At 34.5% G+C, this 21,479-nt stretch carries 29 protein-coding genes, 1 pseudogene and 1 riboswitch; of the genes and pseudogenes, 9 read left to right on the top strand and 21 right to left on the bottom strand.

Annotation, left to right across the window (positions count from 1 at the left end; genetic code table 11):
- Nucleotides 1-159 precede the first annotated feature (159 nt).
- On the top strand, nt 160-1,194 hold the full coding sequence (locus tag DN389_RS03105) for a YdcF family protein (protein WP_088123594.1): 1,035 nt from the start codon (nt 160-162) through the stop codon (nt 1,192-1,194).
- Between the two features lie 187 nt (nt 1,195-1,381).
- Entirely contained in the window at nt 1,382-2,254 is an 873-nt protein-coding gene (locus DN389_RS03100) for a YitT family protein (protein ID WP_000411242.1), read from the top strand.
- Between the two features lie 109 nt (nt 2,255-2,363).
- Here DN389_RS03100 and DN389_RS03095 read toward each other — a convergent pair whose 3' ends face one another.
- The 5 genes from DN389_RS03095 to DN389_RS03075 form a co-directional block, all read right to left on the bottom strand.
- Nucleotides 2,364-2,582 (bottom strand): hypothetical protein, encoded by a 219-nt coding sequence (locus DN389_RS03095; protein WP_000180096.1) that lies wholly within the window; start codon nt 2,580-2,582, stop codon nt 2,364-2,366.
- Between the two features lie 97 nt (nt 2,583-2,679).
- Nucleotides 2,680-3,495, bottom strand: a complete 816-nt coding sequence (locus DN389_RS03090; protein ID WP_098189503.1) for a DUF4247 domain-containing protein — start codon at nt 3,493-3,495, stop codon at nt 2,680-2,682.
- Nucleotides 3,496-3,507: 12 nt separating this feature from the next.
- On the bottom strand, nt 3,508-4,014 hold the full coding sequence (locus tag DN389_RS03085; protein WP_000051753.1) for a DUF4178 domain-containing protein: 507 nt from the start codon (nt 4,012-4,014) through the stop codon (nt 3,508-3,510).
- Nucleotides 4,015-4,035: 21 nt separating this feature from the next.
- The gene (locus tag DN389_RS03080; RefSeq protein WP_000220323.1) at nt 4,036-4,440 is read right to left on the bottom strand and encodes a DUF350 domain-containing protein; all 405 of its coding nucleotides are present in this window, start codon (nt 4,438-4,440) and stop codon (nt 4,036-4,038) included.
- Nucleotides 4,441-4,519: 79 nt separating this feature from the next.
- Nucleotides 4,520-5,185 carry a PspA/IM30 family protein gene (locus tag DN389_RS03075; RefSeq protein WP_000110287.1) on the bottom strand — a complete coding sequence of 222 codons (666 nt, stop codon included), beginning with the start codon at nt 5,183-5,185 and terminating at the stop codon, nt 4,520-4,522.
- 404 nt (nt 5,186-5,589) lie between these two features.
- Here DN389_RS03075 and DN389_RS03070 point away from each other — a divergent pair, with 404 nt between their 5' ends.
- Entirely contained in the window at nt 5,590-6,168 is a 579-nt protein-coding gene (locus tag DN389_RS03070) for a lipoprotein BA_5634 family protein (RefSeq protein ID WP_097889156.1), read from the top strand.
- A gap of 36 nt (nt 6,169-6,204) precedes the next feature.
- Here the strand turns inward: DN389_RS03070 and DN389_RS03065 are convergent, their stop codons facing one another.
- Genes DN389_RS03065 through DN389_RS03055 form a run of 3 tightly spaced genes read right to left on the bottom strand, consistent with a single transcriptional unit; the run spans nt 6,205 to nt 8,601 of the window.
- Nucleotides 6,205-6,372, bottom strand: a complete 168-nt coding sequence (locus tag DN389_RS03065; RefSeq protein ID WP_000989599.1) for a FeoB-associated Cys-rich membrane protein — start codon at nt 6,370-6,372, stop codon at nt 6,205-6,207.
- A 16-nt stretch (nt 6,373-6,388) separates the two neighbouring features.
- Nucleotides 6,389-8,377 carry a ferrous iron transport protein B gene (gene feoB / locus DN389_RS03060; RefSeq protein WP_088064653.1) on the bottom strand — a complete coding sequence of 663 codons (1,989 nt, stop codon included), beginning with the start codon at nt 8,375-8,377 and terminating at the stop codon, nt 6,389-6,391.
- The gene (locus DN389_RS03055; protein ID WP_000060518.1) at nt 8,374-8,601 is read right to left on the bottom strand and encodes a FeoA family protein; all 228 of its coding nucleotides are present in this window, start codon (nt 8,599-8,601) and stop codon (nt 8,374-8,376) included. Before DN389_RS03055 ends, feoB begins: the two co-directional genes overlap by 4 nt.
- Before the next feature lie 194 nt (nt 8,602-8,795).
- Nucleotides 8,796-8,897: riboswitch (TPP riboswitch) on the top strand.
- 86 nt (nt 8,898-8,983) lie between these two features.
- Between DN389_RS03055 and thiT the strand changes: the two genes are divergently transcribed.
- Complete coding sequence (gene thiT / locus DN389_RS03050) at nt 8,984-9,652, top strand: energy-coupled thiamine transporter ThiT (protein WP_097856768.1); 669 nt, start codon at nt 8,984-8,986, stop codon at nt 9,650-9,652.
- Nucleotides 9,653-9,861: 209 nt separating this feature from the next.
- On the opposite strand, the gene DN389_RS03045 is transcribed toward thiT, so the two are convergent.
- From DN389_RS03045 to DN389_RS03020, 6 genes are all read right to left on the bottom strand, one after another.
- Nucleotides 9,862-11,712, bottom strand: a complete 1,851-nt coding sequence (locus tag DN389_RS03045; RefSeq protein ID WP_149236793.1) for a sensor histidine kinase — start codon at nt 11,710-11,712, stop codon at nt 9,862-9,864.
- Complete coding sequence (locus DN389_RS03040) at nt 11,709-12,398, bottom strand: response regulator transcription factor (RefSeq protein WP_060486642.1); 690 nt, start codon at nt 12,396-12,398, stop codon at nt 11,709-11,711. Before DN389_RS03040 ends, DN389_RS03045 begins: the two co-directional genes overlap by 4 nt.
- A 39-nt stretch (nt 12,399-12,437) precedes the next feature.
- Entirely contained in the window at nt 12,438-13,058 is a 621-nt protein-coding gene (locus DN389_RS03035) for a class D sortase (protein ID WP_097889154.1), read from the bottom strand.
- Between the two features lie 88 nt (nt 13,059-13,146).
- Entirely contained in the window at nt 13,147-13,635 is a 489-nt protein-coding gene (locus DN389_RS03030; protein ID WP_097808224.1) for an LPXTG cell wall anchor domain-containing protein, read from the bottom strand.
- A 177-nt stretch (nt 13,636-13,812) separates the two neighbouring features.
- A complete protein-coding gene (locus DN389_RS03025) occupies nt 13,813-14,145 on the bottom strand; it encodes a hypothetical protein (RefSeq protein ID WP_098189501.1) in 333 nt (110 codons plus the stop codon).
- 183 nt (nt 14,146-14,328) lie between these two features.
- Complete coding sequence (locus DN389_RS03020; RefSeq protein WP_097889152.1) at nt 14,329-14,544, bottom strand: hypothetical protein; 216 nt, start codon at nt 14,542-14,544, stop codon at nt 14,329-14,331.
- 160 nt (nt 14,545-14,704) lie between these two features.
- Here DN389_RS03020 and hpt point away from each other — a divergent pair, with 160 nt between their 5' ends.
- Entirely contained in the window at nt 14,705-15,232 is a 528-nt protein-coding gene (gene hpt / locus DN389_RS03015; protein ID WP_149236792.1) for a hypoxanthine phosphoribosyltransferase, read from the top strand.
- 86 nt (nt 15,233-15,318) lie between these two features.
- Nucleotides 15,319-16,221, top strand: a complete 903-nt coding sequence (locus DN389_RS03010; RefSeq protein ID WP_046956106.1) for a diacylglycerol/lipid kinase family protein — start codon at nt 15,319-15,321, stop codon at nt 16,219-16,221.
- Between the two features lie 40 nt (nt 16,222-16,261).
- Here DN389_RS03010 and DN389_RS03005 read toward each other — a convergent pair whose 3' ends face one another.
- Together DN389_RS03005 and DN389_RS28345 are read right to left on the bottom strand one after the other, a co-directional pair.
- Entirely contained in the window at nt 16,262-16,768 is a 507-nt protein-coding gene (locus DN389_RS03005; RefSeq protein ID WP_149236791.1) for a DUF2199 domain-containing protein, read from the bottom strand.
- Between the two features lie 24 nt (nt 16,769-16,792).
- Nucleotides 16,793-16,930 (bottom strand): DUF7003 family protein, encoded by a 138-nt coding sequence (locus tag DN389_RS28345; protein ID WP_179874285.1) that lies wholly within the window; start codon nt 16,928-16,930, stop codon nt 16,793-16,795.
- A gap of 131 nt (nt 16,931-17,061) precedes the next feature.
- On the opposite strand from DN389_RS28345, the gene DN389_RS03000 reads away from it, so the two are divergent.
- A complete protein-coding gene (locus DN389_RS03000) occupies nt 17,062-18,069 on the top strand; it encodes an Rpn family recombination-promoting nuclease/putative transposase (protein ID WP_098189500.1) in 1,008 nt (335 codons plus the stop codon).
- Nucleotides 18,070-18,108: 39 nt separating this feature from the next.
- On the opposite strand, the pseudogene DN389_RS02995 reads toward DN389_RS03000, so the two are convergent.
- From DN389_RS02995 to DN389_RS02985, 3 genes and pseudogenes are all read right to left on the bottom strand, one after another.
- Nucleotides 18,109-18,329: pseudogene (locus DN389_RS02995) on the bottom strand (hypothetical protein); the annotation flags it as partial.
- A gap of 40 nt (nt 18,330-18,369) precedes the next feature.
- Nucleotides 18,370-18,549, bottom strand: coding sequence for a hypothetical protein (locus tag DN389_RS02990; RefSeq protein WP_071757572.1), 180 nt, complete (start codon nt 18,547-18,549; stop codon nt 18,370-18,372).
- A gap of 69 nt (nt 18,550-18,618) precedes the next feature.
- Nucleotides 18,619-18,972: a YxeA family protein gene (locus DN389_RS02985; RefSeq protein ID WP_060486635.1), complete on the bottom strand. Its 354-nt coding sequence runs from the start codon at nt 18,970-18,972 to the stop codon at nt 18,619-18,621.
- A gap of 216 nt (nt 18,973-19,188) precedes the next feature.
- On the opposite strand from DN389_RS02985, the gene DN389_RS02980 reads away from it, so the two are divergent.
- Together DN389_RS02980 and DN389_RS02975 are read left to right on the top strand one after the other, a co-directional pair.
- Complete coding sequence (locus DN389_RS02980) at nt 19,189-19,647, top strand: helix-turn-helix transcriptional regulator (protein WP_088123603.1); 459 nt, start codon at nt 19,189-19,191, stop codon at nt 19,645-19,647.
- A 73-nt stretch (nt 19,648-19,720) separates the two neighbouring features.
- Entirely contained in the window at nt 19,721-20,104 is a 384-nt protein-coding gene (locus DN389_RS02975; RefSeq protein WP_087984913.1) for a hypothetical protein, read from the top strand.
- A 71-nt stretch (nt 20,105-20,175) separates the two neighbouring features.
- Here DN389_RS02975 and DN389_RS02970 read toward each other — a convergent pair whose 3' ends face one another.
- Both DN389_RS02970 and DN389_RS02965 read right to left on the bottom strand, forming a co-directional pair.
- A complete protein-coding gene (locus DN389_RS02970; RefSeq protein ID WP_149236790.1) occupies nt 20,176-20,775 on the bottom strand; it encodes a DedA family protein in 600 nt (199 codons plus the stop codon).
- On the bottom strand, nt 20,775-21,353 hold the full coding sequence (locus DN389_RS02965; RefSeq protein WP_046956099.1) for a class I SAM-dependent methyltransferase: 579 nt from the start codon (nt 21,351-21,353) through the stop codon (nt 20,775-20,777). The genes DN389_RS02970 and DN389_RS02965 overlap by 1 nt, the downstream gene beginning before the upstream one ends.
- Nucleotides 21,354-21,479: the final 126 nt, after the last annotated feature.

The raw sequence follows: 21,479 nt of genomic DNA, 5'->3' as shown, positions 1-21,479 counted from the left end.
TTTTACTTCTAATAAATCACCTTACATACATTTTAACATATGTATCCATACACTTTATTGAGAAAATTCGAAATCATTTTTCCTTTCATTTTCAATTATAAAATCATGTAATATAGAAGGTATGTCAAATTATTATACAAATTGAGGTGTACTATATTTATGTATTTCGGAATTATTCCTCTTATATTGTTTATTATTTTTCTTATCTCTTACTTAAAGGATCCACGAAAAATAATAAATGGCTTTTTATTTAATGTCTTTTTCTGTTTTTTCCTTCTGTTTTGTGTGATTGTATCTTGGGACTCAAGTAACACTATCCTAGGCTACATAATAGTCTTACCTATTTTAGCATTTGTCGTTATGATTCCTTTCGGTGTTGTTGCTTTAATGTTTGGGCTATTTCTGAATGCGAGAATTTTAATGAAACGAGAAGGACGACGTTTTACTAACTGTTTAACACTTATTGCTGCTTTAGGTATTTTATTCTCTATATTATTCCTTTTCATAAGTCCAGCAAGTTTCTTCTCATCACATTTGCAACCTATTTTTGCTGGAATTTCTCTTATAACCATATATTTCTTTATACACTTATCTAACTTCTTAAGCGCTTATTTTTTATATCAATTCAACAGACCAAGACGTAATCAAGACTTCATTATTGTTCTTGGTAGCGGCTTAATTAATGATAAAGTACCGCCTTTACTTGCAAGTCGTATTAATAAAGCAATCGACTTTTACTGGAAACAGGCCGCTGTGAATACACCACCAACAATTATATTCTCTGGTGGACAGGGTCCAGATGAAGGTCTTCCTGAAGCAGAAGCGATGCAAAAGTATGCTGTTGAAAAAGGTATTCCGCTTGAACATACAGTGCAAGAAAATCGCTCTGTAAACACATATCAAAATATGTCGTTCTCTAAAGAAATTATGGATTCTTTAAAACCTGAAGGTAAGTATAGAAGTATTTTTACAACAAATAATTTCCACCTTTTCCGTGCTGGCATATACGCAAGGCAAGCCGGTCTTAATAGCCAAGGAATCGGATCAAAAACTGCATTTTATTACTGGCCTAATGCAATGATTCGTGAGTATGTCGCAATTGTTGTGATGGGGCGTAAACGTCATATGAAAGTTTGCGGAGCTATTTTAGGATTTTCTTTATTCCTATCCGTGCTTAGTTTTATCATTTCTTAATAACCTCCCATCCTTTGAAAGGATGGGATTTCTTATACTCATTTCAAAAATATTTTAAATATAATATGGTGATAATATTCCCTGCATACATCCATTAAAGGAGTATTTTTTCAAATTAAATGTTAAAATGGAATGTAGGTGTGAATGACGTAACAAATAAGAAACTAGTTTGAAACGAGGAAATTACATGGAGAAAATTATCAAAAACAAGCCCAATAAGCTAAAAATCGCTTCAAAAGCTTTGATGATTATTATTGGGGCATTTATCACAGCATACGGATTAGAAGCGGTATTAATTCCAAATAACGTATCAGACGGTGGTGTGACTGGTTTAAGTATCGTTAGTTCAAGATTATTTGGATTGCCATTAGGAGCTCTAATCGCAGTTATTAACATTCCTTTCGTTTGGTTAGGATATAAACAAATAGGTAAAAGCTTTGCAATTTATTCTATTATCGGGATTGCTTCATTAGCAATAGGTACCGTTGTTATGCACGGAATACCTACTATTATTGAAGGCGATACACTACTCGTTACAGTTGTTGGTGGTATTATTATCGGTTTCGGTATGGGACTAGCATTACGTAACGGCGGCGCATTAGATGGAATCGATATGCTAGCTGTATTACTTTCTCGTAAGTTACCTTTTGGAACAAGTGACCTTATTTTATTCTTAAACATGTTCGTATTTATTTTCGTATCAACAGTATTCGGTCTTCAAGGAGCTATCCTTTCGGCAATTGCTTACTTTATCGCTTCGAAAGTCATTCATATCGTTGAAGTTGGTTTAAGTGGTTCGAAAACATTTAAAATCATCACGAAAGAACCTGAATTAATGGTAGAAACAATTCGTGATCGTTTAGGCCGAAGCGCAACGTATAACGAAGTATACGGTGGTTATTCAAGAGAGAAATTTAAAGAAATTTCTTGTGTAATTAACCGTTTAGAAGAAAGTAAAATGAAAGACTTGATTAATGAAATCGATCCAAATGCCTTTATTACTGTTTATGACGTAGCAGAAGTAAAAGGCGGTAACTTTAAGAAACGTGATATTCATTAATCATTATGAATAAAGAGGGTGTGCCAACAATTTGGCACACCCTCTTCTTATTATTAAGTTGCAGTCTTTGTCGGTAAGTCGATATATTCTAATAATCGCTGATATAATTTTACTCTCCCCATCTTCTTCCTCTTTTAATCCATGCTACGTATTTTTGAAAGGCGGGCACTTCTTGTTGAAAACGAAGCGGAACATATAGAAAAAGAGTACATGTACATAGTATCCATAGAATACCTACTACAAAGTGGAATTTCATCGTTGTGCTAATAAACAAACTGAGAAATAAGACGAGGAACATAATTACACTAAATCTTTTATACATAGTCATACTAATCCCTCCTTATACATTAATTGTACCAGCTACAAGGAATTAATTTCCACAATAAAAAGACCGAAAAGCAACTTCCACTTTTCGGTCTCTATAACTATCTTCTCTTCGTAATTTTTCCTGAACCACCGACCCTCGTTTTCGGAGGAGATGTATTCCTTGGCGGCGTTTTAATAGATGATTTCGGCTTCACATCTGATCCGCTTGAGCCACCTGGTGTTTTTGTGATTTTTCCTTTGCTTCCAGTAGAAGGCGGAGGCGTACTACTTCCTTTTTTCGTAATACTTCCTGTATCTCCTACGGAAGGTTTCGAATCTACATTATCGCCTCGCTTAATGATAGATCCTTTCCCTTCCTTCGTAATTGGAGGCGGGGTTTTCTTTTCTTCTTTCGTCGGTGGTCTTTCTGGAATAACCGGTTTATGATTTTGTCTGTCATTATATCCGCGATAATCACCGTATGATGATTTTCGTGAACCGAATATATCGTTTAATATACTTCCCATAATATATCCTTGCAGGAAGGATGGTTGGTAATTTTGACGGACAAATTCTTTATTACTTATTTCAATTAACGTATCAGAAGGTTTCTCTTTATCCTTTTGCAGGTTATAAATCTTATCAGAATAAACGAGGAACATTTGATTTTCGTCTTCTTTAGATGCTTGCTTCGGTTCTCTTTCATTAATGAGTTCCTTTGCGACTTCAGGAACTGACCGATTGACGGCCCTATACACGTAAGATTCTTGTTTACCTTCCTTTGCGACAGATTCAAGTGGATAACGGTCTTGAATCGACTTTGTCTGCCCGCCTTGACAACCTGATAAGGCATATCCAGCAACAACAAGTAATAGAACGATAGCAAGTATAGGGATTACGAACGATTTAATCATGGTAAACAATCGGTTTGACATGATTACGCCCCCTTACGTTGCTCTTATAATTTGTACATCAGCAGGAATAATTGCTTCTCCCTCATACATCATTGTGCGACCATTTTGCCATTCAATACGTAATAATTTTCGGTTATCTGATTGGAATTCCCATACGTACTGTTCCTCTGAAGCAGAGAATGGTGTTTTCCCCATCACAACAACACGTCCGTTATATTGCTCTTCCATATGGTACTCTGTATCATCCATTTCAATTGTCGTCGGAACTTCATCAATTGAATCTAAACGACCATCGATTGGTGTATATAATTTGTAATACGTATTTTCACGATCTTCAATTTTTAAATAACGAATATCTTTCCCGTCTTGCAGTGTTAAAACAATTTCTTTACGAGAATGCATACTCGTTTTCCCAGTTAATTCGTACATGACTAATGAAACTTCAATCATATCGCCAGGAGCTAACGTTAACAAACTCTTCTCCGGTTTCGGCGGTTCTGGGCTCTTCATTATATTTTTAATTCGTTTAAATAAACTCATGATTTACCCCTCCTTCTCTCTTTATAAACAAGCACCTAAAATAAGTGCACCAACGATATGTAATGATCCGGCCAACATCGCATGCGCAACACTGCCTTCTTTCGTACCTTCTTCTAAATCTAAACCGGACATTTTCTTTAACACAAATTCGATAAACATTTCTACCACTAATAAAATAACGAAAGAAACTGCTGATGCAAGTAGCGCTTGCCATAAGTCATTTGCTTTCGTTATGGATTGAGATAAAATGTACCCTTGCGCGAATAATTTCATAACGAAACGCGTTGTTACAGCTGTATTCCCATTCTTTATTTCTTTTAAATCATTGTATTTAGTAAAAATTGAATCAACCCACATAATTGCAAATAAAAGTACTGCACTTGCTCCAGTCCATACAAGCATGGCTAACACATTTGTCCATGTCATTGCAAAACCTCCTCTAAAATGTAATAGAAAACCGACATGAATTCTCTTCAGACATGTCGGTTTCTTTGTCTATTCTATATTATTTCTCATACTGCTTCATAATACGAGCTAATTCATCGTCAACAGCAGAATTTTTGTTTAAGCTTGCGAATTCATCATCTAATGACTTTTCTTTTTTATACACTTCACCACTTGCTTCTGCTTCAGCTTCTAATTGAAGAGCTTTCTCTTCCATACGACTTAAACCAGCTTTTGCTGAATTTGAATCAAATCCAGACATCGCCTGATTAATATTCTTTTGTGCTTTCGCCGCATTTACACGTGCTACAAGTGTTTCACGTTTATTTTTCAGCTCTGTTAATTGCTTACGCATTTCTTCTAGCTTCAGGCGAAGATTATCGGCAGCAGCTTTGTTTTGCTCATAGCTTGCTTTATACTCATTCATCTTTTGCTCTGCGTTTTGTTTTTCTTCAAGAGCACGACGTGCAAGATCAAGATTGCTTGCTTGAACAGCCATATGAGCTTGCTCTTCACGTTTTTTCACAAGTGCTTCTTGCTCTTCAAATAATATTTTGAATTTCTTCTCAAGTGCAATTTGAGCTGCTACACTTTTCTCAGCTTCTTGTACATCCGCTTGCATATCGCGTAAATATTGATCCGTCATCTTAACTGGATCTTCCGCTTTTTCAATTAATGAATATACATTCGACATTGTTAAATCTCGTAATCGTTTAAATACAGACATTCTAATTCCTCCTATGACTTACCTCATATTTCAAATTCACTACTTGGAAAACTGAAAAATCTCCCTTAACAGTAAAGAATATTCATTTTTACAGCCTACGTGTTTATTATAACAAAACTAATATGTCCTTACATGTTATTTCCAAAATACAGCCAATATAATATGACATTCTATATAAAACATTGTATTCCTAATATATTCTCATTAACCCTCTTCAGAATTGACTTATTTTTATGCACTTTCACTAAATTACATTATTGTAATGTTACTGTAAGCTAACTCGATAGTTACGTTGCAATATTTCTTATACACTAATACCAGAAGCAACGAACAAGCTTCTCATCATTTCAGAACTAATACAAAAACTGTATTTACAATAAAACATATAAAAAGGAGAAATCATCATGAAAAAATTAGTAGGCATCGGATTAGCAGCAGCAATTTCATTCGGAGCATTATCAGGTTGTTCTTTATTAGGAGAGAAAGCAAACGGTTTTGTACTGTACGGATCAGAAGAACAAGTTCAACAAATTACAGATAAAAACAAAAAAGAAGTGAAAGAAAAAGACTTCTATAAAATGAAAATGACAACATTAGAGGGTAAAAAAGTTCTTGTCATGGATAAGAAAACTGGTGAAGAACTCGTGAAGAAAGAGTTACTTAGCAAAGTTGATGAAAAAGACGACACGAAACCACTTAATAAATTACCAGCTGTAACAGCAGAACAAGGTGTATTATTTGCTAAAGAAAAAGTAGAAAATGCTACACTTGATGGGGCAAAATTAAAATACGAAGGCAATACAATTATCGGAAGTGGACGTGCATATGCCGACATGTTCGCGATTGTTGATGATGCAACTTACGTAAATGTAAAAGGCGATGAAAAATCTGTTGGGGTATTAAAATTCGATAAAGACCCTAGTAAAGAATTCCCTGGCTACAACGGTGTAGAAGCTTCTCAACTTGTAAAAATTAAAAAGTAAAACAAAAAAGCTTTGCGAAATTCGCAAAGCTTTTTTCTATTTATGAGCAACTTGCTCCATATCCGGACTACAAGTTTGCGACTGACATGATTTATTTAAAGAACATGCTGCGCATTTTCCCTTTTTACTTCTCTTTACAAAATTAACTAACGTGTATGCTGCATAACCAAAAATGATAGCTCCGATTATAATATTGACCATCACTCTAATACATCTCCTTCTAGAATCCGAGTAAGGATCCAACTTGGTATATAATGAACGTTAATACATAAGCAACAACGAGTGGATAAACGACAGAGAAAATTGTCCACTTCGTTGATCCTGTTTCACGTTTAATAACAGCTACTGTCGCTAAACACGGAACATATAATAAAATAAAGAACATAAATGCATATGCTGATAACGCAGTATAATGTGCTCCCATTACATTTCCAAGCACATCTTCTTTCACCGCATAAATAATTGCCATTGTAGAAACGACAACTTCTTTCGCTAAAAATCCTGTTAAAAGAGATGCTGCAGCTTGCCACGTTCCAAAGCCGAGCGGTGCAAATAGTGGTGCAATAAATCCACCAATCATCGCTAAGTAACTATCTCCCATATCAACACCAAATCCTGATGGACCTGCATAGTTTAATAACCAAATGACAACAGAACCACCGAAGATGAATGTACCTGCTTTACGAACAAATCCTTTCCCTTTCTCCCACGTGCTTAGCCATAACGTTTTCGCTTGTGGCACGCGGTAAGGAGGTAGTTCAATGACGAAAATAGACTTTTCCGCTTTTAAAATGGTAAGAGACATAATTTTTGTAACTAATAATGCAAGAACAATACCTGCAACATATAAAGAAAACACAACAGTTGCCTGACTATGAGGGAAGAATACTCCCGCAAATAATGCGTATACAGGTAAACGTGCCGAACAAGACATAAATGGTGTTACAAGAACTGTAAGTAAACGTTCTTTTTCTTGTTCAATCGTTCTCGCTGCCATAATACCTGGAACATTACATCCAAAACCGATAATCATCGGAATGAATGCTTTTCCATTTAAACCGAAGAACTCCATAATTCTATCCATAACAACTGCAATTCGCGCCATATATCCTGAGTCTTCTAATAATGAAATGAAAAAGAATAGTGCAAAGATTTGTGGAACGAATACTAATACCGCACCAACACCGGCAATAATACCTTCTGTAACGAGTGCTTGAATAAAATCAGAAGCTCCAACACTTGTGAGCCCAGCCGTTACCCAATCCGTAAGCTGTCCACCAAAAAATTCATCTAACATATCGGATAAAGGTGTACCAATCCACGTAAACGTAACCTGAAAAATAAAAAACATAACTGCTAAAAAGATTGGAAGTCCTAAAATTTTATGTGTAATTAATCTATCAATTTTTTCCGAAAAAGGAATTTTTCCTTCTTTCTCATGCTTCATAACATTTGTTTTTAACTTTTCAATATACGCTTCACGAGTTTTGTAAATGTGCTCTTCCAACGTACAATCAAGTTTTCCTTCTAAGCGAGATCGAATGGCTACAAGTTCCTTATAAATTGGTAATGCTTTCATTTCTTTTTCTACTACTTCGTTATTGCTTAAAAATTGAAGGGCTAACCATCTTGGATGCTTATAATTCGCTGTCTCTAAAAGAGCTATTACCTCTCCAATTCCTTCATCCATCTGTACACCATATGAAATAATGAATGGCTTTTTCTCGTTTTTGTCATTTTCTTTAAGAGTAGCAAGTAGTTCTTCACAGCCTTTTCCACTTCTTGCAACGACCGGAACGACTGTTACACCTAATAGCTCTGATAATCGTTTTACATCAATTACAATGCCTCGTTGCTTTGCCACATCGACCATATTTAATCCGATTGAAACCGGCTTTCCAAACTCAAGTAATTGCAACGTTAAATGCATATTTCTCTCGAATTGCGAAGAATCCACTATATTTAACATATGATGAAATTCGTCTGTTAGTAGAAAATTTGTAACGACACCTTCATCACGCGAAACTGGATTCAAATCATAAACACCTGGTAAATCAATTAATGTTCCTTGCTTATCTTTTAATTTACCAACCTTCTTTTCTACTGTTACACCGCTCCAGTTTCCTACGTATTCATAAGAACCAGTAAGTGCATTAAATAATGATGTCTTCCCTGTATTCGGATTCCCTAGCAAAGCTACCTTATTCACGCTAATTCCACCTTTATCATTTTCGCGTCACAATGACGAATACTAATTAACTGTCCACGACACTCCAATGTACAAGGACCTTTGAACATCGCTTTCTGCTTCATGCGAAGTTCGCTTCCTTCAGAAAGACCGAAAGCAGCCAATCTTCTCTTCAGTAAATGATCTAAAGACTGAACGCTTTTTACTAACACTTTCTCACCGATTTTAATATCTACTAAGCTCATAACCTTCCCCCTCAGAAGAGAATGATAATTATTTTCAAAAAAATTATAGCACACTCTATTTCTCTTGTACTATACCCTTTTGCTTCATATTTATTAACATTTCACTACAATTCTATTTCAATCATTGTCATACTGTATTCGTTTGCCATTCTCATCCATTTCGCTTACAATAAACAATAGCAAATAAAGAATCTCGTTATCACTGGGGGAGCCATGCCGCTGAGAGGGAACACTTCGTTCCGACCCTTCGAACCTGTTAGTTAATGCTAACGCAGGGATTGTGCAAACGTCCGAAATACATACCTCTTTTTTATTTACGTATTTCGTATCCTCCTATGATATCTATTCTTTTTTGTACAACTTGGATTTAGGGGGAGACAACATGCGTAACACCAATTTACAAGCGATGATCGAATCTGCAATTCTTGCAGCCTTCGCCTTGGTCATCGACATTTTACCATTATCAATCAAACTTCCAACAGGCGGTTCCATTTCATTCGCTATGATTCCTATTTTTATTATTGCATACCGCTGGGGCTTTAAATCAGCTTTCTTAGGTGGTTTAGTTTGGGGACTATTACAAATTGTCGTAGGAGATGCTTACATTTTAACACCTATTCAAGCTTTCATTGAGTACTTCATTGCCTTTGCTTTTATCGGATTTGCTGGCTTATTCTATCGTCCAATTCAAAAAGCACTTTTAACGTCTAATGAAAATAACTTAGAACAATCAAGTTTAGGTACCCGTAAAGAAAAACCTTCATCAAAACAAAACGAAGGTAAGAAAGTCCTTGCTTATATTATCCTTGCTACATTTATCGGTAGCTTTGCTCGCTATTTCTGCCACTTTATTGCTGGTATTATTTTCTGGGGACAATATGCACCGAAAGGTCAATCAGCAGTTCTATACTCATTAATCGTAAACGGCAGTACAATGCTCGGTTCTTTTATTTTATGTACCGTTTTACTTATATTTTTATTTCTTACTTCACCTCGCTTATTCAAGAGCATCAATGCTTATCAAATAAATTCAAACAAAAAGAGCGCTTAATAAGCGCTCTTTTTGTTATATCGTAATATCAATTAAAAATACAATAAATGCACAAAAGAAAATAAATACCATTATACTTAGCCACTTGCTATGCACGGTTCATCGACTCCTTACATAACCTCATTTTCTACCCAGATTATATCGTTTAAAAATAAAGATTAGGTAAAGATAATATGAAAATAAATTAAAAAAAGCGTAGCATGCATCATCTACACTTTTTTAGGTAAATAAAAGTAAAATAATACACCATCTTCTGTATTTTCTGCCCCATATTCAGCATCGTGTAGTTCTAAAATATTTTTAGAAATAGCTAGACCAAGCCCAGTTCCACCTTGTGAACGGTGGCGAGCTGCATCCACGCGATAAAAACGGTCCCAAATTTTATCTAATTGCTCTTCTTCAATGTGAGTACCTTTATTTTCAATACACACTTTTATACGATCTTTCTCATCTATTGTAGAAATAATAATATCCTCTTTATTCGGTGTATAACGTATGGCATTCGTAATGAAGTTCACGATTACTTGTTCAATCCGACTTTGATTTGCGACTACTTCAAATGAACATATATTCTTATGCACATGAAGTTCTTTTTTCTCTATGTCCACAGAAAGGTGTTCACATATATCTTCAATTACTGTATCGATATAAAATACATCCTTTTTCATTTTATATGTACCTGACTCAAATTTAGCTAACTCCAGCATATCCAAAATTAAAGTATCCATTTTATCTACTTCTCGTTCCATTGCCTGAAAATAGTATTCTTTTTTATGCTCAGCTACTCCATCTTTTAAAATAGAAATACAGCTTTTCATAATACTCAGCGGTGTTTTTAATTCATGCGAAACACCAGAAATAAATTCTTTCCGCGTATTTTCTAACTTTCTTTCCTTTTCAATATCTTGTTCTAGCTGTCCAATATGCGAATGGAGCTTATTAGATAATGCATTAATATTTTTCGATAAATCACCAATTTCATCTTTTGAAGTAATCGGTATTTGTTCTGTGAAATCTAAGTGTGCTATTTTCTTCGTCGTATCATTTATTTTTAATAACGGCTTTGCAATTTGTTTTGAATAATAGAACGAAGCTAGAAAAATAAGAACGACTACAAATGCAATGATGTAAATGTAGTAATCTTGCACCATTTGTACAGCTTCATCTACAGGCTGTAAAGAAGCCATCGCATAAATATATGTGACTGATCCGTCTCTTTCTGTTATTGGTTTCATTAATAATTTATATTTTATATCATTTTTTTCATAGTCCATTGTTTTTATTGAATATTCTATTTGATTACTTTCATTTAGTAATACATCCCTTTGAAACTCTTTTATGCTATCTAAGAATAGACTATTTTTATAAATTGGATTTACAAGACCTTTTACATCAGGAAACTGTACTTTCGTAACACGTCCTCTTATGTAAGTATCTAATTCCTGAGCAGATTCTTCCTGAACAGCTGGTTTCTTTTCTTTAACAAGTTGTTCTTGATCCGCTCTCTTTTTCTCCTCATCTAATTTCATTTTCTCCTGAAACGCTTTTTCTAACGGTTTATTAGATCCATTTAAATTTTGCTTACCTAACGCGAAAGAGAATGGAATAAAACTATCACCTTTTTTCACGCCAGAAAAATAAATTTCTTGTCCTAAAAACGGATCTGATAACTTATTATCAATCTCCTCTATATTGACGAGATTGTATAAAGGAATTTTGAATATTTGTTGTCCAAAGCTCTTTTGTTGCCTACGATCTATCGTTACTTCAAAATAAAAATCATCCGCATGTTTTAAATTCCCATTCTGATCTAACGTTGTAATCCACGTATTATTTTCTCTTAAAAAGTCTTGCTCCAGCTTCTGAATTCCTTCTGCACTTCCTGCATAATTCAAATAATTCTTCTCAAAGGAATTTAAATTCACTTTAATATCTTCTACTTTTCGATTCGCATAATATTGTTTAAAAAATATCGTTTGTCCAATAAATATCGTCGCTAAAATTAACATACATAATGCTGTTGTGAGGGCAAATAATTTTAGTACAATCCCCTTTCTCATACATTCCCCTCAAATTTATAACCTGTTCGTACTACAGTTGTAATGCACTTTGCTTTCTCTCCTAATTTATTTCTTAAATTACGAATATGACTATTAACCGTTCGATCGTCACCAGCAAATTCATATCCCCAAATTCTTGAAATGAGTTGCTCTCGCGTTAAAACAATCCCTTGATTTTTCATGAAATACGCTAATATTTCAAATTCAGTATGTGTTAAATTAATGTCTGTCCTATCTACCGTAACAGTGCGCGATGGGAAGTGGACGTGAATACCGTGGATGGATAATGTATCATCTTCATTCTCTAGAAGTTGCTTCGTTACTTTTCTACTTTCTAACAGCCTTTTCGCTCTTGCTAATAAAATTGGTGGGCTATACGGCTTCGTCACATAGTCATCCGCCCCAAGTTCAAATCCAAGTAACGTATCATCTTCATCTACACGTGCCGTCAGCATAATAATAGGAACCTCAGATGTTTTACGAATTCTTCGGCAAACAGACCATCCATCAAGTTCCGGCAACATAATATCTAAAATAACTAAATCAACCTCTTCTTCCTCAAATACAACTAAAGCTTCTTTCCCATCTCTTGCTTCAAACACTACATATTGCTCGCTCAAAAAATAATCTTTTAATATTTCACGCAAAATATCTTCATCTTCCACAATTAAAATGTTTTTTGACATAACTTATGTATCCCCCTTCCGCTTTCAGAAACTATCACTTCATTTTGAATAACTAGCCGTTAACTTCGCCTCGATAATATATCTATCTGGTGCATCCCCTATATAATCAAATGGATAGCAAGTCGTTAGTGTTAATATCGGTTCTTCTTTTTTTATAATAACAGTACGATCATCCGCATGGGTAATCCATATCTTTTGAATTTCGTATGTGTAAGTTTTATTATCATACTCTAAAACAAGAGTGTCTTTTTCTTTTAACTCTCCTAAATCTGTAAAGACAGTATCCCGGTGTCCACTCAGTACAGTATGTCCCCCTCCAGATGGTGTTGTCGTTACATCACTAACGAACATTCCAACTCCTTTCTTCAACGTTGCATCATCCGCTCCCCAGTATATAGAAAACTTCTTCTTTATTTTCGGTATATTTAACAGTGCAACCTTTTCTCCTTCTTTATGTTCTGTTTGAGAAGAAGGTACTTGGGAAGTTACAGGTGTTTCGTAAGAAAGTTGATTATGTTGTATATTTTCAAGCCTCTTTAATTCTTCTTTCGTTAATTGTTGAGCAGAGCTTTTTCCTTTATACCATTCCATAGCGTAATATGATCCCGTGAATAGCCCTATGGCCATCAATATGATACCTATATAATTGAGTAACTTCATGTTCATCCCTCCATGCCAAAAATGGTAGGAATAACCTACCATTTTTAATATATGAAATTATTCCATTCTTTATAGGACAATATTTTATTTACGCCTTAACTTTATTGCGACGATTCAAACCAAATAATGTCCCTATCCCTACAAGACATGCGCTTAGTGCCATCATTGCTACATTATTAGATGCTGTGTTTGGTAATTTTTCACCTTGTACAGCTGGCTTCGCTACTTCTTTTTTTACCGCACCATTTTTTTGTTGTACTTGTGCTGCTTCTTTTTTTGCCATATCATTTTTCAACTGTTCTTGTGCTATTCTCTTTTTCTCTTCTTCACTTTTTTGCTGTTCCTTAATCAATGCTTCTTTTTTCGCCTTATCGTTTTTCAACTGCTCTTGCGCTATTCGCTTTTTCTCTTCTTCACTTTTTTGCTGTTCTTTAATCAATGCTTCTTTTTTCGCTTTATCTTGCTGCAGTTGTGCCTGTTCTTCCTTTGTTACTGTTCCAGTATCCGCACTCGCTACTGAAGAATATCCTACTGTTAAAAGTGCCATTGCACAAATTGGTAATAGTCTCTTTTTCATCTTCATTCTCTCCTTATATTTTATTCACATCAACTCGCATCGGATGTATCACTAGAATAAACAAGAGATATAAATATAAGATGCAGATGAAATATATTTCATTTAAAGATTTCATTGTAGAAAAATAAAAAAACATCGCAATATATGCGATGTTTTTTCGGGTGTGTGTCTCAATATTTACATGTTACTTTCGCGTGATGTAGAAGTAGAACAGGCCGGAGCGATAACTAATTGTCTCGGCTCAGTTTTCTTTAAGTGATTTTTGACGTTACACTTACGACGTTGAACAACCCACGCTTTAATAGGGTTTGTCAAAATAATCTTTTGCTCTTCGTTAGGGGCCTCTTCTTCAAACCTACAACTTTCGCTCCATTTATTCCATTTCATTGTAAATTTAGAAGAAAAATGATCGTCTTTTCGATCAAACAAGTGCAAAAAATCCATTTCGCCAGCTAGCATTACGGTGTTGCTAGTTGCTAAAAAAGAAAAGGTCGTCCAACGTTTCTCCATGCCCTCCTACTCCTTTTTCACATATAGAGTGCCTAAAACTTAATTTACCTAAAATATGCTTGCCTTTTACCTTACACTTATAGTTTATCCAAAACACTACTATGCAACTATCGATTTGCCTTACAACTACCTTACATTTTTGTAAGAAACAAAAAACCTTCACTCTCTATACGTGAAGGTTTCTCATTTCTTATCTATATGATTTTTCATATGATCCACTCCAGCTTCTTGTAGCTGTGACATCATACCGTGGGAAATTGCGCCTAATACTAAAGTCATTCCAATTAGTGAAATCCGAATCGCTGGTACATCAATTATGTAAGCCAAACTACCAAGAACAATTGTTAAAAGTAATGCTTTTATAAATGTTGCACTTGTATACTCTTTCTTTCTCATCATAATCATCCTTTTGGAAGCGTTTTCTTGATGTAATCAGTATATCATATCATCTGACTATTTTGTGGGGATTTCTGTAAAAAACTTATATCTTCTTTGACTTTTCCCCTTCTTTCCTTTACAGTCGAAATGTTCACAAGTTTTACACTGTAGGAGGACTCCAATGAATCTTGAAATAAAAGATACTTTAATTTCTGAAGAACAATTACAAGAAAAAGTAAAAGAACTAGCACTTCAAATCGAACGTGACTTTGAAGGAGAAGAAATCGTAGTAATCGCTGTATTAAAAGGATCTTTCGTATTCGCTGCCGATTTAATTCGTCACATTAAAAACGATGTAACAATCGACTTTATTTCTGCATCTAGCTACGGAAATCAAACAGAAACAACTGGAAAAGTAAAACTATTAAAAGATATCGATGTAAACATTACTGGAAAAAACGTAATTGTCGTAGAAGATATTATCGATTCTGGTTTAACACTTCACTTCTTAAAAAATCACTTCTTTATGCATAAACCGAAAGCATTGAAATTCTGTACGTTACTTGATAAACCTGAGCGTCGTAAAGTGGACTTAAAAGCTGAATATGTTGGCTTCCAAATTCCAGACGAATTTATCGTTGGCTACGGTATCGACTGCGCAGAAAAATATCGTAACTTACCATTTATCGCTTCAGTTGTAACGGAATAATATAATAGAATAAACTTCCACCATCAATTACTGGTGGAAGTTTATTTTCTATCACGATTCGTAAAAGACAAAGGGAGAGAATAAAAATGACAAAAACAAAATTTGAAAAAGTACTCCTCATCGTAAATCCAAAAGCAGGGCAAGGCGATTTACATACGAATTTAACGAAAATTGTACCACCTCTTGCGGCAGCTTTTCCTGACTTACATATCCTTCATACGAAAAAGCAAGGTGATGCAACAAAATATTGTCAGGAGTTTGCTAGTAAAGTAGATTTAATTATCGTCTTTGGTGGTGACGGCACTGTATTTGAATGCACAAATGGCTTAGCACCTCTTGAAACTAGACCTACACTTGCAATCATTCCAGGCGGAACTTGCAATGACTTCTCTCGCACACTTGGCGTTCCGCAAAACATCGCAGAAGCAGCAAAACTTATTACACAAGGACATGTAAAACCAGTTGACGTCGCAAAAGCAAATGACCTACACTTCTTAAACTTCTGGGGCATTGGACTGGTCTCTGAAGTATCAAACAATATTGATGCAGAAGAGAAAGCAAAGCTTGGAAAAATCGGCTACTACTTAAGCACAATTCGAACTGTCAAAAATGCTGAAACATTCCCAGTAAAAATTACGTACGACGGACAAGTATATGAAGACGAAGCTGTCCTTGTTATGGTTGGAAACGGTGAATATCTTGGCGGGATCCCGTCCTTTATCCCGAACGTAAAATGCGACGACGGAACACTTGATATTTTCGTAGTCAAATCAACAGGCATTCAAGCGTTTAAAGATTATATCGGAAAGAAACTATTTGAAGACTCAAATGAAAATGACATCTTCCACGTAAAAGCGAAATCCATTCATATTGAAACAGAAGAAGAAAAAGAAGTAGATACAGATGGAGAAAGCTCGCTTCATACACCTTGTCAAATTGAATTATTACAAGGACACTTTACGATGATTTATAATCCTGCGGTTGTGTAATAAAAAAACGAGTGCTAGCACTCGTTTTTTCTCTTCTAATCTAGTTATATCGTTGAATCATTTCTTGTATTTCTTTAACTCTCTCTAAAGTAATTCCATTTCTTTGTTCGATCGCTAAAGGATGCTCGATTGACTCTAATTCAACATACGGTGCCATTCCAACTTCTCTTATATGTATATTTGTTTTTAAATTTAATGTTTCTGGATAAACTGGTATTTCTACAGATAACCAACCAAAATAAGGGGCACTATTTTCTCGGCCTCTCTCATCCCACTTTTCTAATACTTCATCATAACTTTCTTTACTAAGTGATACCCACACAGTCCATATGAAATTTTCGTGGTAATCAATGATAGGAATCTCTAAACAACCTCTAATAAAGTAATGTTCATCGTCCATTACGCAAAGTTCTGATGTTAAATGGAAGCGTTCCTCTCTTTCATGAGGCGCTACCTCGTAATAATAATATGGTGCTTCACTTCCGTAGCATAGAGGTAGTGCAAAACGATTCATTTGTACTTTTTCTCCGGATTTTCTTCTTTTCATTTATTATTCTTTCTCCTATTCTTTTCAGTCACAATCAAACTCCACCCAATTTTTCCAGTGCGTATTAGAATCCTTATTCACAATAATGCCTGGATCTTTCTTCTCTATTGTAGCAGCTACTGATTGGAAGAATTCAATTTCACTAGAGTATAACATAGACATAATTGCCTTTCACTTTCTAATAATACTCCTAATAAAATAACAGAATGGTCTATTTGCATGCCCTAGTTCTTTTTAGATACAATGAATGAAAGAAAGAAAGAAGCAACCTGACACAAGGGAGAGGACAAACTTTGTTCAACCAACAGTTAGTTAATTTACGCATTGATTTTGCATTTAAACAATTGTTTGGTACGAATGGTAGTGAAGATATTCTAATTGCATTTTTAAACGCTACGTTACAGGAGTCTTTAGAATCACCCATCGCTTCTCTACAACTAGAAGATCCACATTTACATCGGGAATATGAAGAGGATAAGTTATCTATTTTAGATATTTCAGCGACATTAAACACAGGAACAAAAGTAAATGTAGAAATACAGCTCAATAATAATCACGATATGATGAAACGTAGTTTATATTATTGGGGAAAATTATACACATCTCAATTACAAAAAGGTATGCCTTACAGTTCGCTTCATAAAACCATCACCATTAATTTATTGAACTTTATAATGTTCTCAGACCACAAAGAATTTCATACAACGGGCACATTATGGAATTCACAGCAACAAAAACTCTTGAGTGATGACATAGAAATTCACATTGTAGAAATTCCAAAGTTAACAAAACAATGGCATGAAGAAAAAGTAAATCCGTGGAAAGATCCATTTGTTCGTTGGCTTTTATTGCTTTCAGCAAATGAGGATGAACACTTAACTAAAACATTGGAGGATATTGCTATGAACCAAGACCCTATTTTACAAAAAGCAATAAACAAGTGGGAACGTATGAGTCAAGATTCCTCTTTCCGACAAGCCTATGACGCAAGGGAGAAAGTTTTAATGGATGAAGCCGCAAAATTCGCCCATGCAGAGACAGAAGGTATGAAAAGAGGCATGGAAAAGGGCATGGAAAAGGGTATGGAAAAAGGCTTGGAAAAAGGCTTGGAAAAAGGTATGGAAAAAGGCTTAGCAAAGGGCTTAGAACAAGGTATAGAAAAAGGGCGAAAAGAAGGGGTTCAACAAGGAAAAATTCAAATGATTAAAAGTATGCATGATCTTGGTATACCACTTGAAACAATTGCTAAGGCAAGTAAATTAAGTGCGCATGAGGTTGAGCATATTTTAAGACATAAATAATAATGAAAAAGAGCTTGAATTGTTTCAAGCTCTTTTTTATCAACTTCCCTCGATATCATCCAATTGGGTCTTATAACATTCATCGCACTCTAGCATAGTAGGAAGAATCCCTCTTTCATCAGGTAATAACCCCCTCAAAACTTCTCTATCAATCTCTACAAAATACTTCATAATAACGGGATATCCTTCAATAATATTCGTATACTCAATCCCTTGTTCAAACTTTTTTTGCTTTTTATTTCTTCTATTTTCAACATAAAAAATCCGAAATCATACAAAATGATTTCGGATTTACTTTCGCTAAAATATTACATTACATTTCGAACAAAAAGGAGCGGAATTACCTCTCCTAATTTTCGCATTACATTTTGGGCAATATACATATCGCTCTTCTATCTTTTCTCGTTCTATCATATGTAAGGATACTATTCTCATACTGCACATAATCCCGATTAATATAAGGCTAACGATGAGTAGCATAACTCTCACTCCTCCCTTCTATATTTTACCATAAAATAATAAAGCCGATTCCCATATTGAGAATCGGTTTTATACTTGCAATCCTAACTTCATCTTTGCTCCATCAGGAATTTTATCTATCGTTACTTTCACTTTATCATATAAGAACTTACCTCTCGTAAGCACATGCCAGTATGAACCTTTTGGTAATTCATCTACTCCGTCAATTGTCACTTCTTTTTCCTTACCATTTTCATCATAAGCTTTCACTTTATATTCACGACCTTTATTTCCATCTAATTCTTTACCATCCTTATCAATTATTGCATAATGGTGCTCTATATAAAGAAATGGATTCATTCTATCAATCCCAGCGCTCCCCTTTAATAAATATGCCGCTCCTGCGACGATAACAAGTAGTGATCCAAAAATAAATCTTTTCATCTATATTCTACCTTTCATTATGTTTTCTTTAAGATCTTTCTAAGTATAGAGCTTATTTCTTAATAAAAACTCGTTCGATTTCTTAACATTTTCTTAAACTAAAAGTAAAATATTAATTAAAAAGATTGAAATAGACAAAAAATAACTTTTCACACTCCAATTGACAAAATTACACCTTTAGTGTAATTTTACACTATAAGAAAAAGGAGCTGCATTATGGATAAACAAAAATTTATTGAACTCGTTAATTCAAAATTAAAACTCATCCGTGTTGAAAATGATTTATCACAAGATAAAATGTCAGAAATTATTGGTTTATCAAAGAAAACATTAGTCGAAATCGAAAAAGGAAGACGCACGCTAACATGGTCAGGTGCAGTTTGTGTCGTAACACTCTTCGAACAGAGCGATACAGTCCAGATGACATTTGGAGATGATGTGAATGAAATTATAAAAACAATCGCCTTTACACATTACAATACGAACTTCCCGAAGACGTTAGGCGGAAAAGTGTGGTGGCGACAAATAAAAGAATTAAACAGTTATCAAATACAACAAAATATTTTATCTCAACATTATCGAATTTTAGATAAAGAAGACCGCAGAATATGCCATTCATTCGATTTCGATGAAATTGAACAGCGATTTATGGAAATGGCAAAAACATCTCAATAAAGTAAAACTTTAATCAGTGGGGATTTTACTGCCCTTTAATACGGGATAAAATAAATTTCGGAGTATAATTCAAATGGAAAAACAGACAAATATCACGATTTTAAATACGCTAATCATTAGCACGTTAGTATTCAATTTATTTATTTTCACATCAAGAATGAGCTTTTTACCTTGGTATATTGAAGATGGATGGGGCTATCTAGGATTATTATTTACGTCCTTTATTTTCTTACTTTGCTTCTTTCAATCTTCGAAGCTTCATAAAGACGGAAAGTTAACTACACTACAAAAGTTTATTCCACTTGCTTCTGCCATACTTTCAATCTTTGTTCTTATCACTCCATCAAGTGATTTTATGACTATACTAGCTAATCTAATCAATACAATCATATTAACAATTTATATAACTGTATTTCAAACAACACCTAATGTAAGTAATGAAAAGCTATTACATTAAAAGGGAGAGTTATTCTACAAAATAACTCTCCCTTTTATACTACTCTCAATAAGCGTAAGCCCTCATTCTATTTATTTACTCATCACCGTACTTCTTCTTTGCTTATACAAATAAGCACCACTCGCAACAAAAAAAACAATTCCGCCAAAATACACGCCATACTCTATCGCAAGCGCTACAATCCTTTCAATATGTTGTCCGAATAAAGAACCGAGTACAAAGTAAGCAAGTGTCCAAACAAGTCCTGTCGTATAGGAATACAAAGCATACGTCTTAAATGACATGTTATTCATTCCAACTAAATACGGTACGATATGTCTGACGACTGGTATGAAGTAGCTTGTGACTAACGCATAATGGCCATACTTCTCTACCATTTGTTGAGATTTCAAAAGATATTTCGCCTTTTTCTTTTTCATTAGCTTATCAAGTACCTGCGTACCAAATATTTTTCCAAATATATACCCTAAAGATAGCCCTGATACAACGCCTAAATACGTTAATAAAAATGCAGGAATGACACTTAATATCCCTAGTGAAGATACAAAGCCACCACTCATTACGATCATTTCGTCTGGAATTGGCATACCGATAATACCTAACCATAAACAGAAAAATAATGCCCAATAACCGTATTGTTCAATATAAGATAATAATTCATGTAATTCCATTATGCATATGCTCTCCTTAGCTCTTTTTTACAGCTAAAGACGTACGCTGGTGGGAAATTGAGCCACACTTTTTCTAGTGTAATTTCAGGGAAGAAAAGCTGTATAAATCCTTTTTTCACAAGTGAATATTGAAATGTTATGAATTCGCCATTCTCATGTATCGCTTCCATTACATTGTTTAAAATGCCCTTTGAAACTTCTTCTGGCAAAGAAGTAAAAGGCAATCCTGATAAGACGTAATCAACGCATTCTATATGGAACTCTTCCATATACCTCTTTATATTTTCGGCTGAACCATGTACAACAATGACGTTTTGCTCATCTTTAAACTTTCTCTTTAACTCTTTGCAAAACACTTCATTAATTTCAATAAGAAGAAATATTGTTTCCTTCTTCTTTCTCTTCATAATTTCTTTCGTAAAGACTCCTGTACCAGGCCCTAACTCTACGATGCATTTTGCTTTATTAAAATCAATTACATCTACCATTTTCTTTGCTAATATTTTTGAACTTGGCGCAATTGCACCAGTATGTTTCGGATGTTTTATAAATTCATGTAAGAATGTTATGAGTTGCATGTAAACCTCTCCCCATTCGTTCAATAGTTTTAACTTGTTTCTAAGTATAACTATCGTTTCTTAATAAAAATTGAGGAGATTTCTTAAGATTTTATGAAGAATGAAAAAACAGCTACCGCTTATATA

It is taken from the genome of Bacillus sp. AY3-1 (assembly GCF_008368785.1).
Taxonomy (GTDB): domain Bacteria; phylum Bacillota; class Bacilli; order Bacillales; family Bacillaceae_G; genus Bacillus_A; species Bacillus_A wiedmannii.
This window is presented reverse-complemented; position numbering and strand designations above follow the sequence as displayed.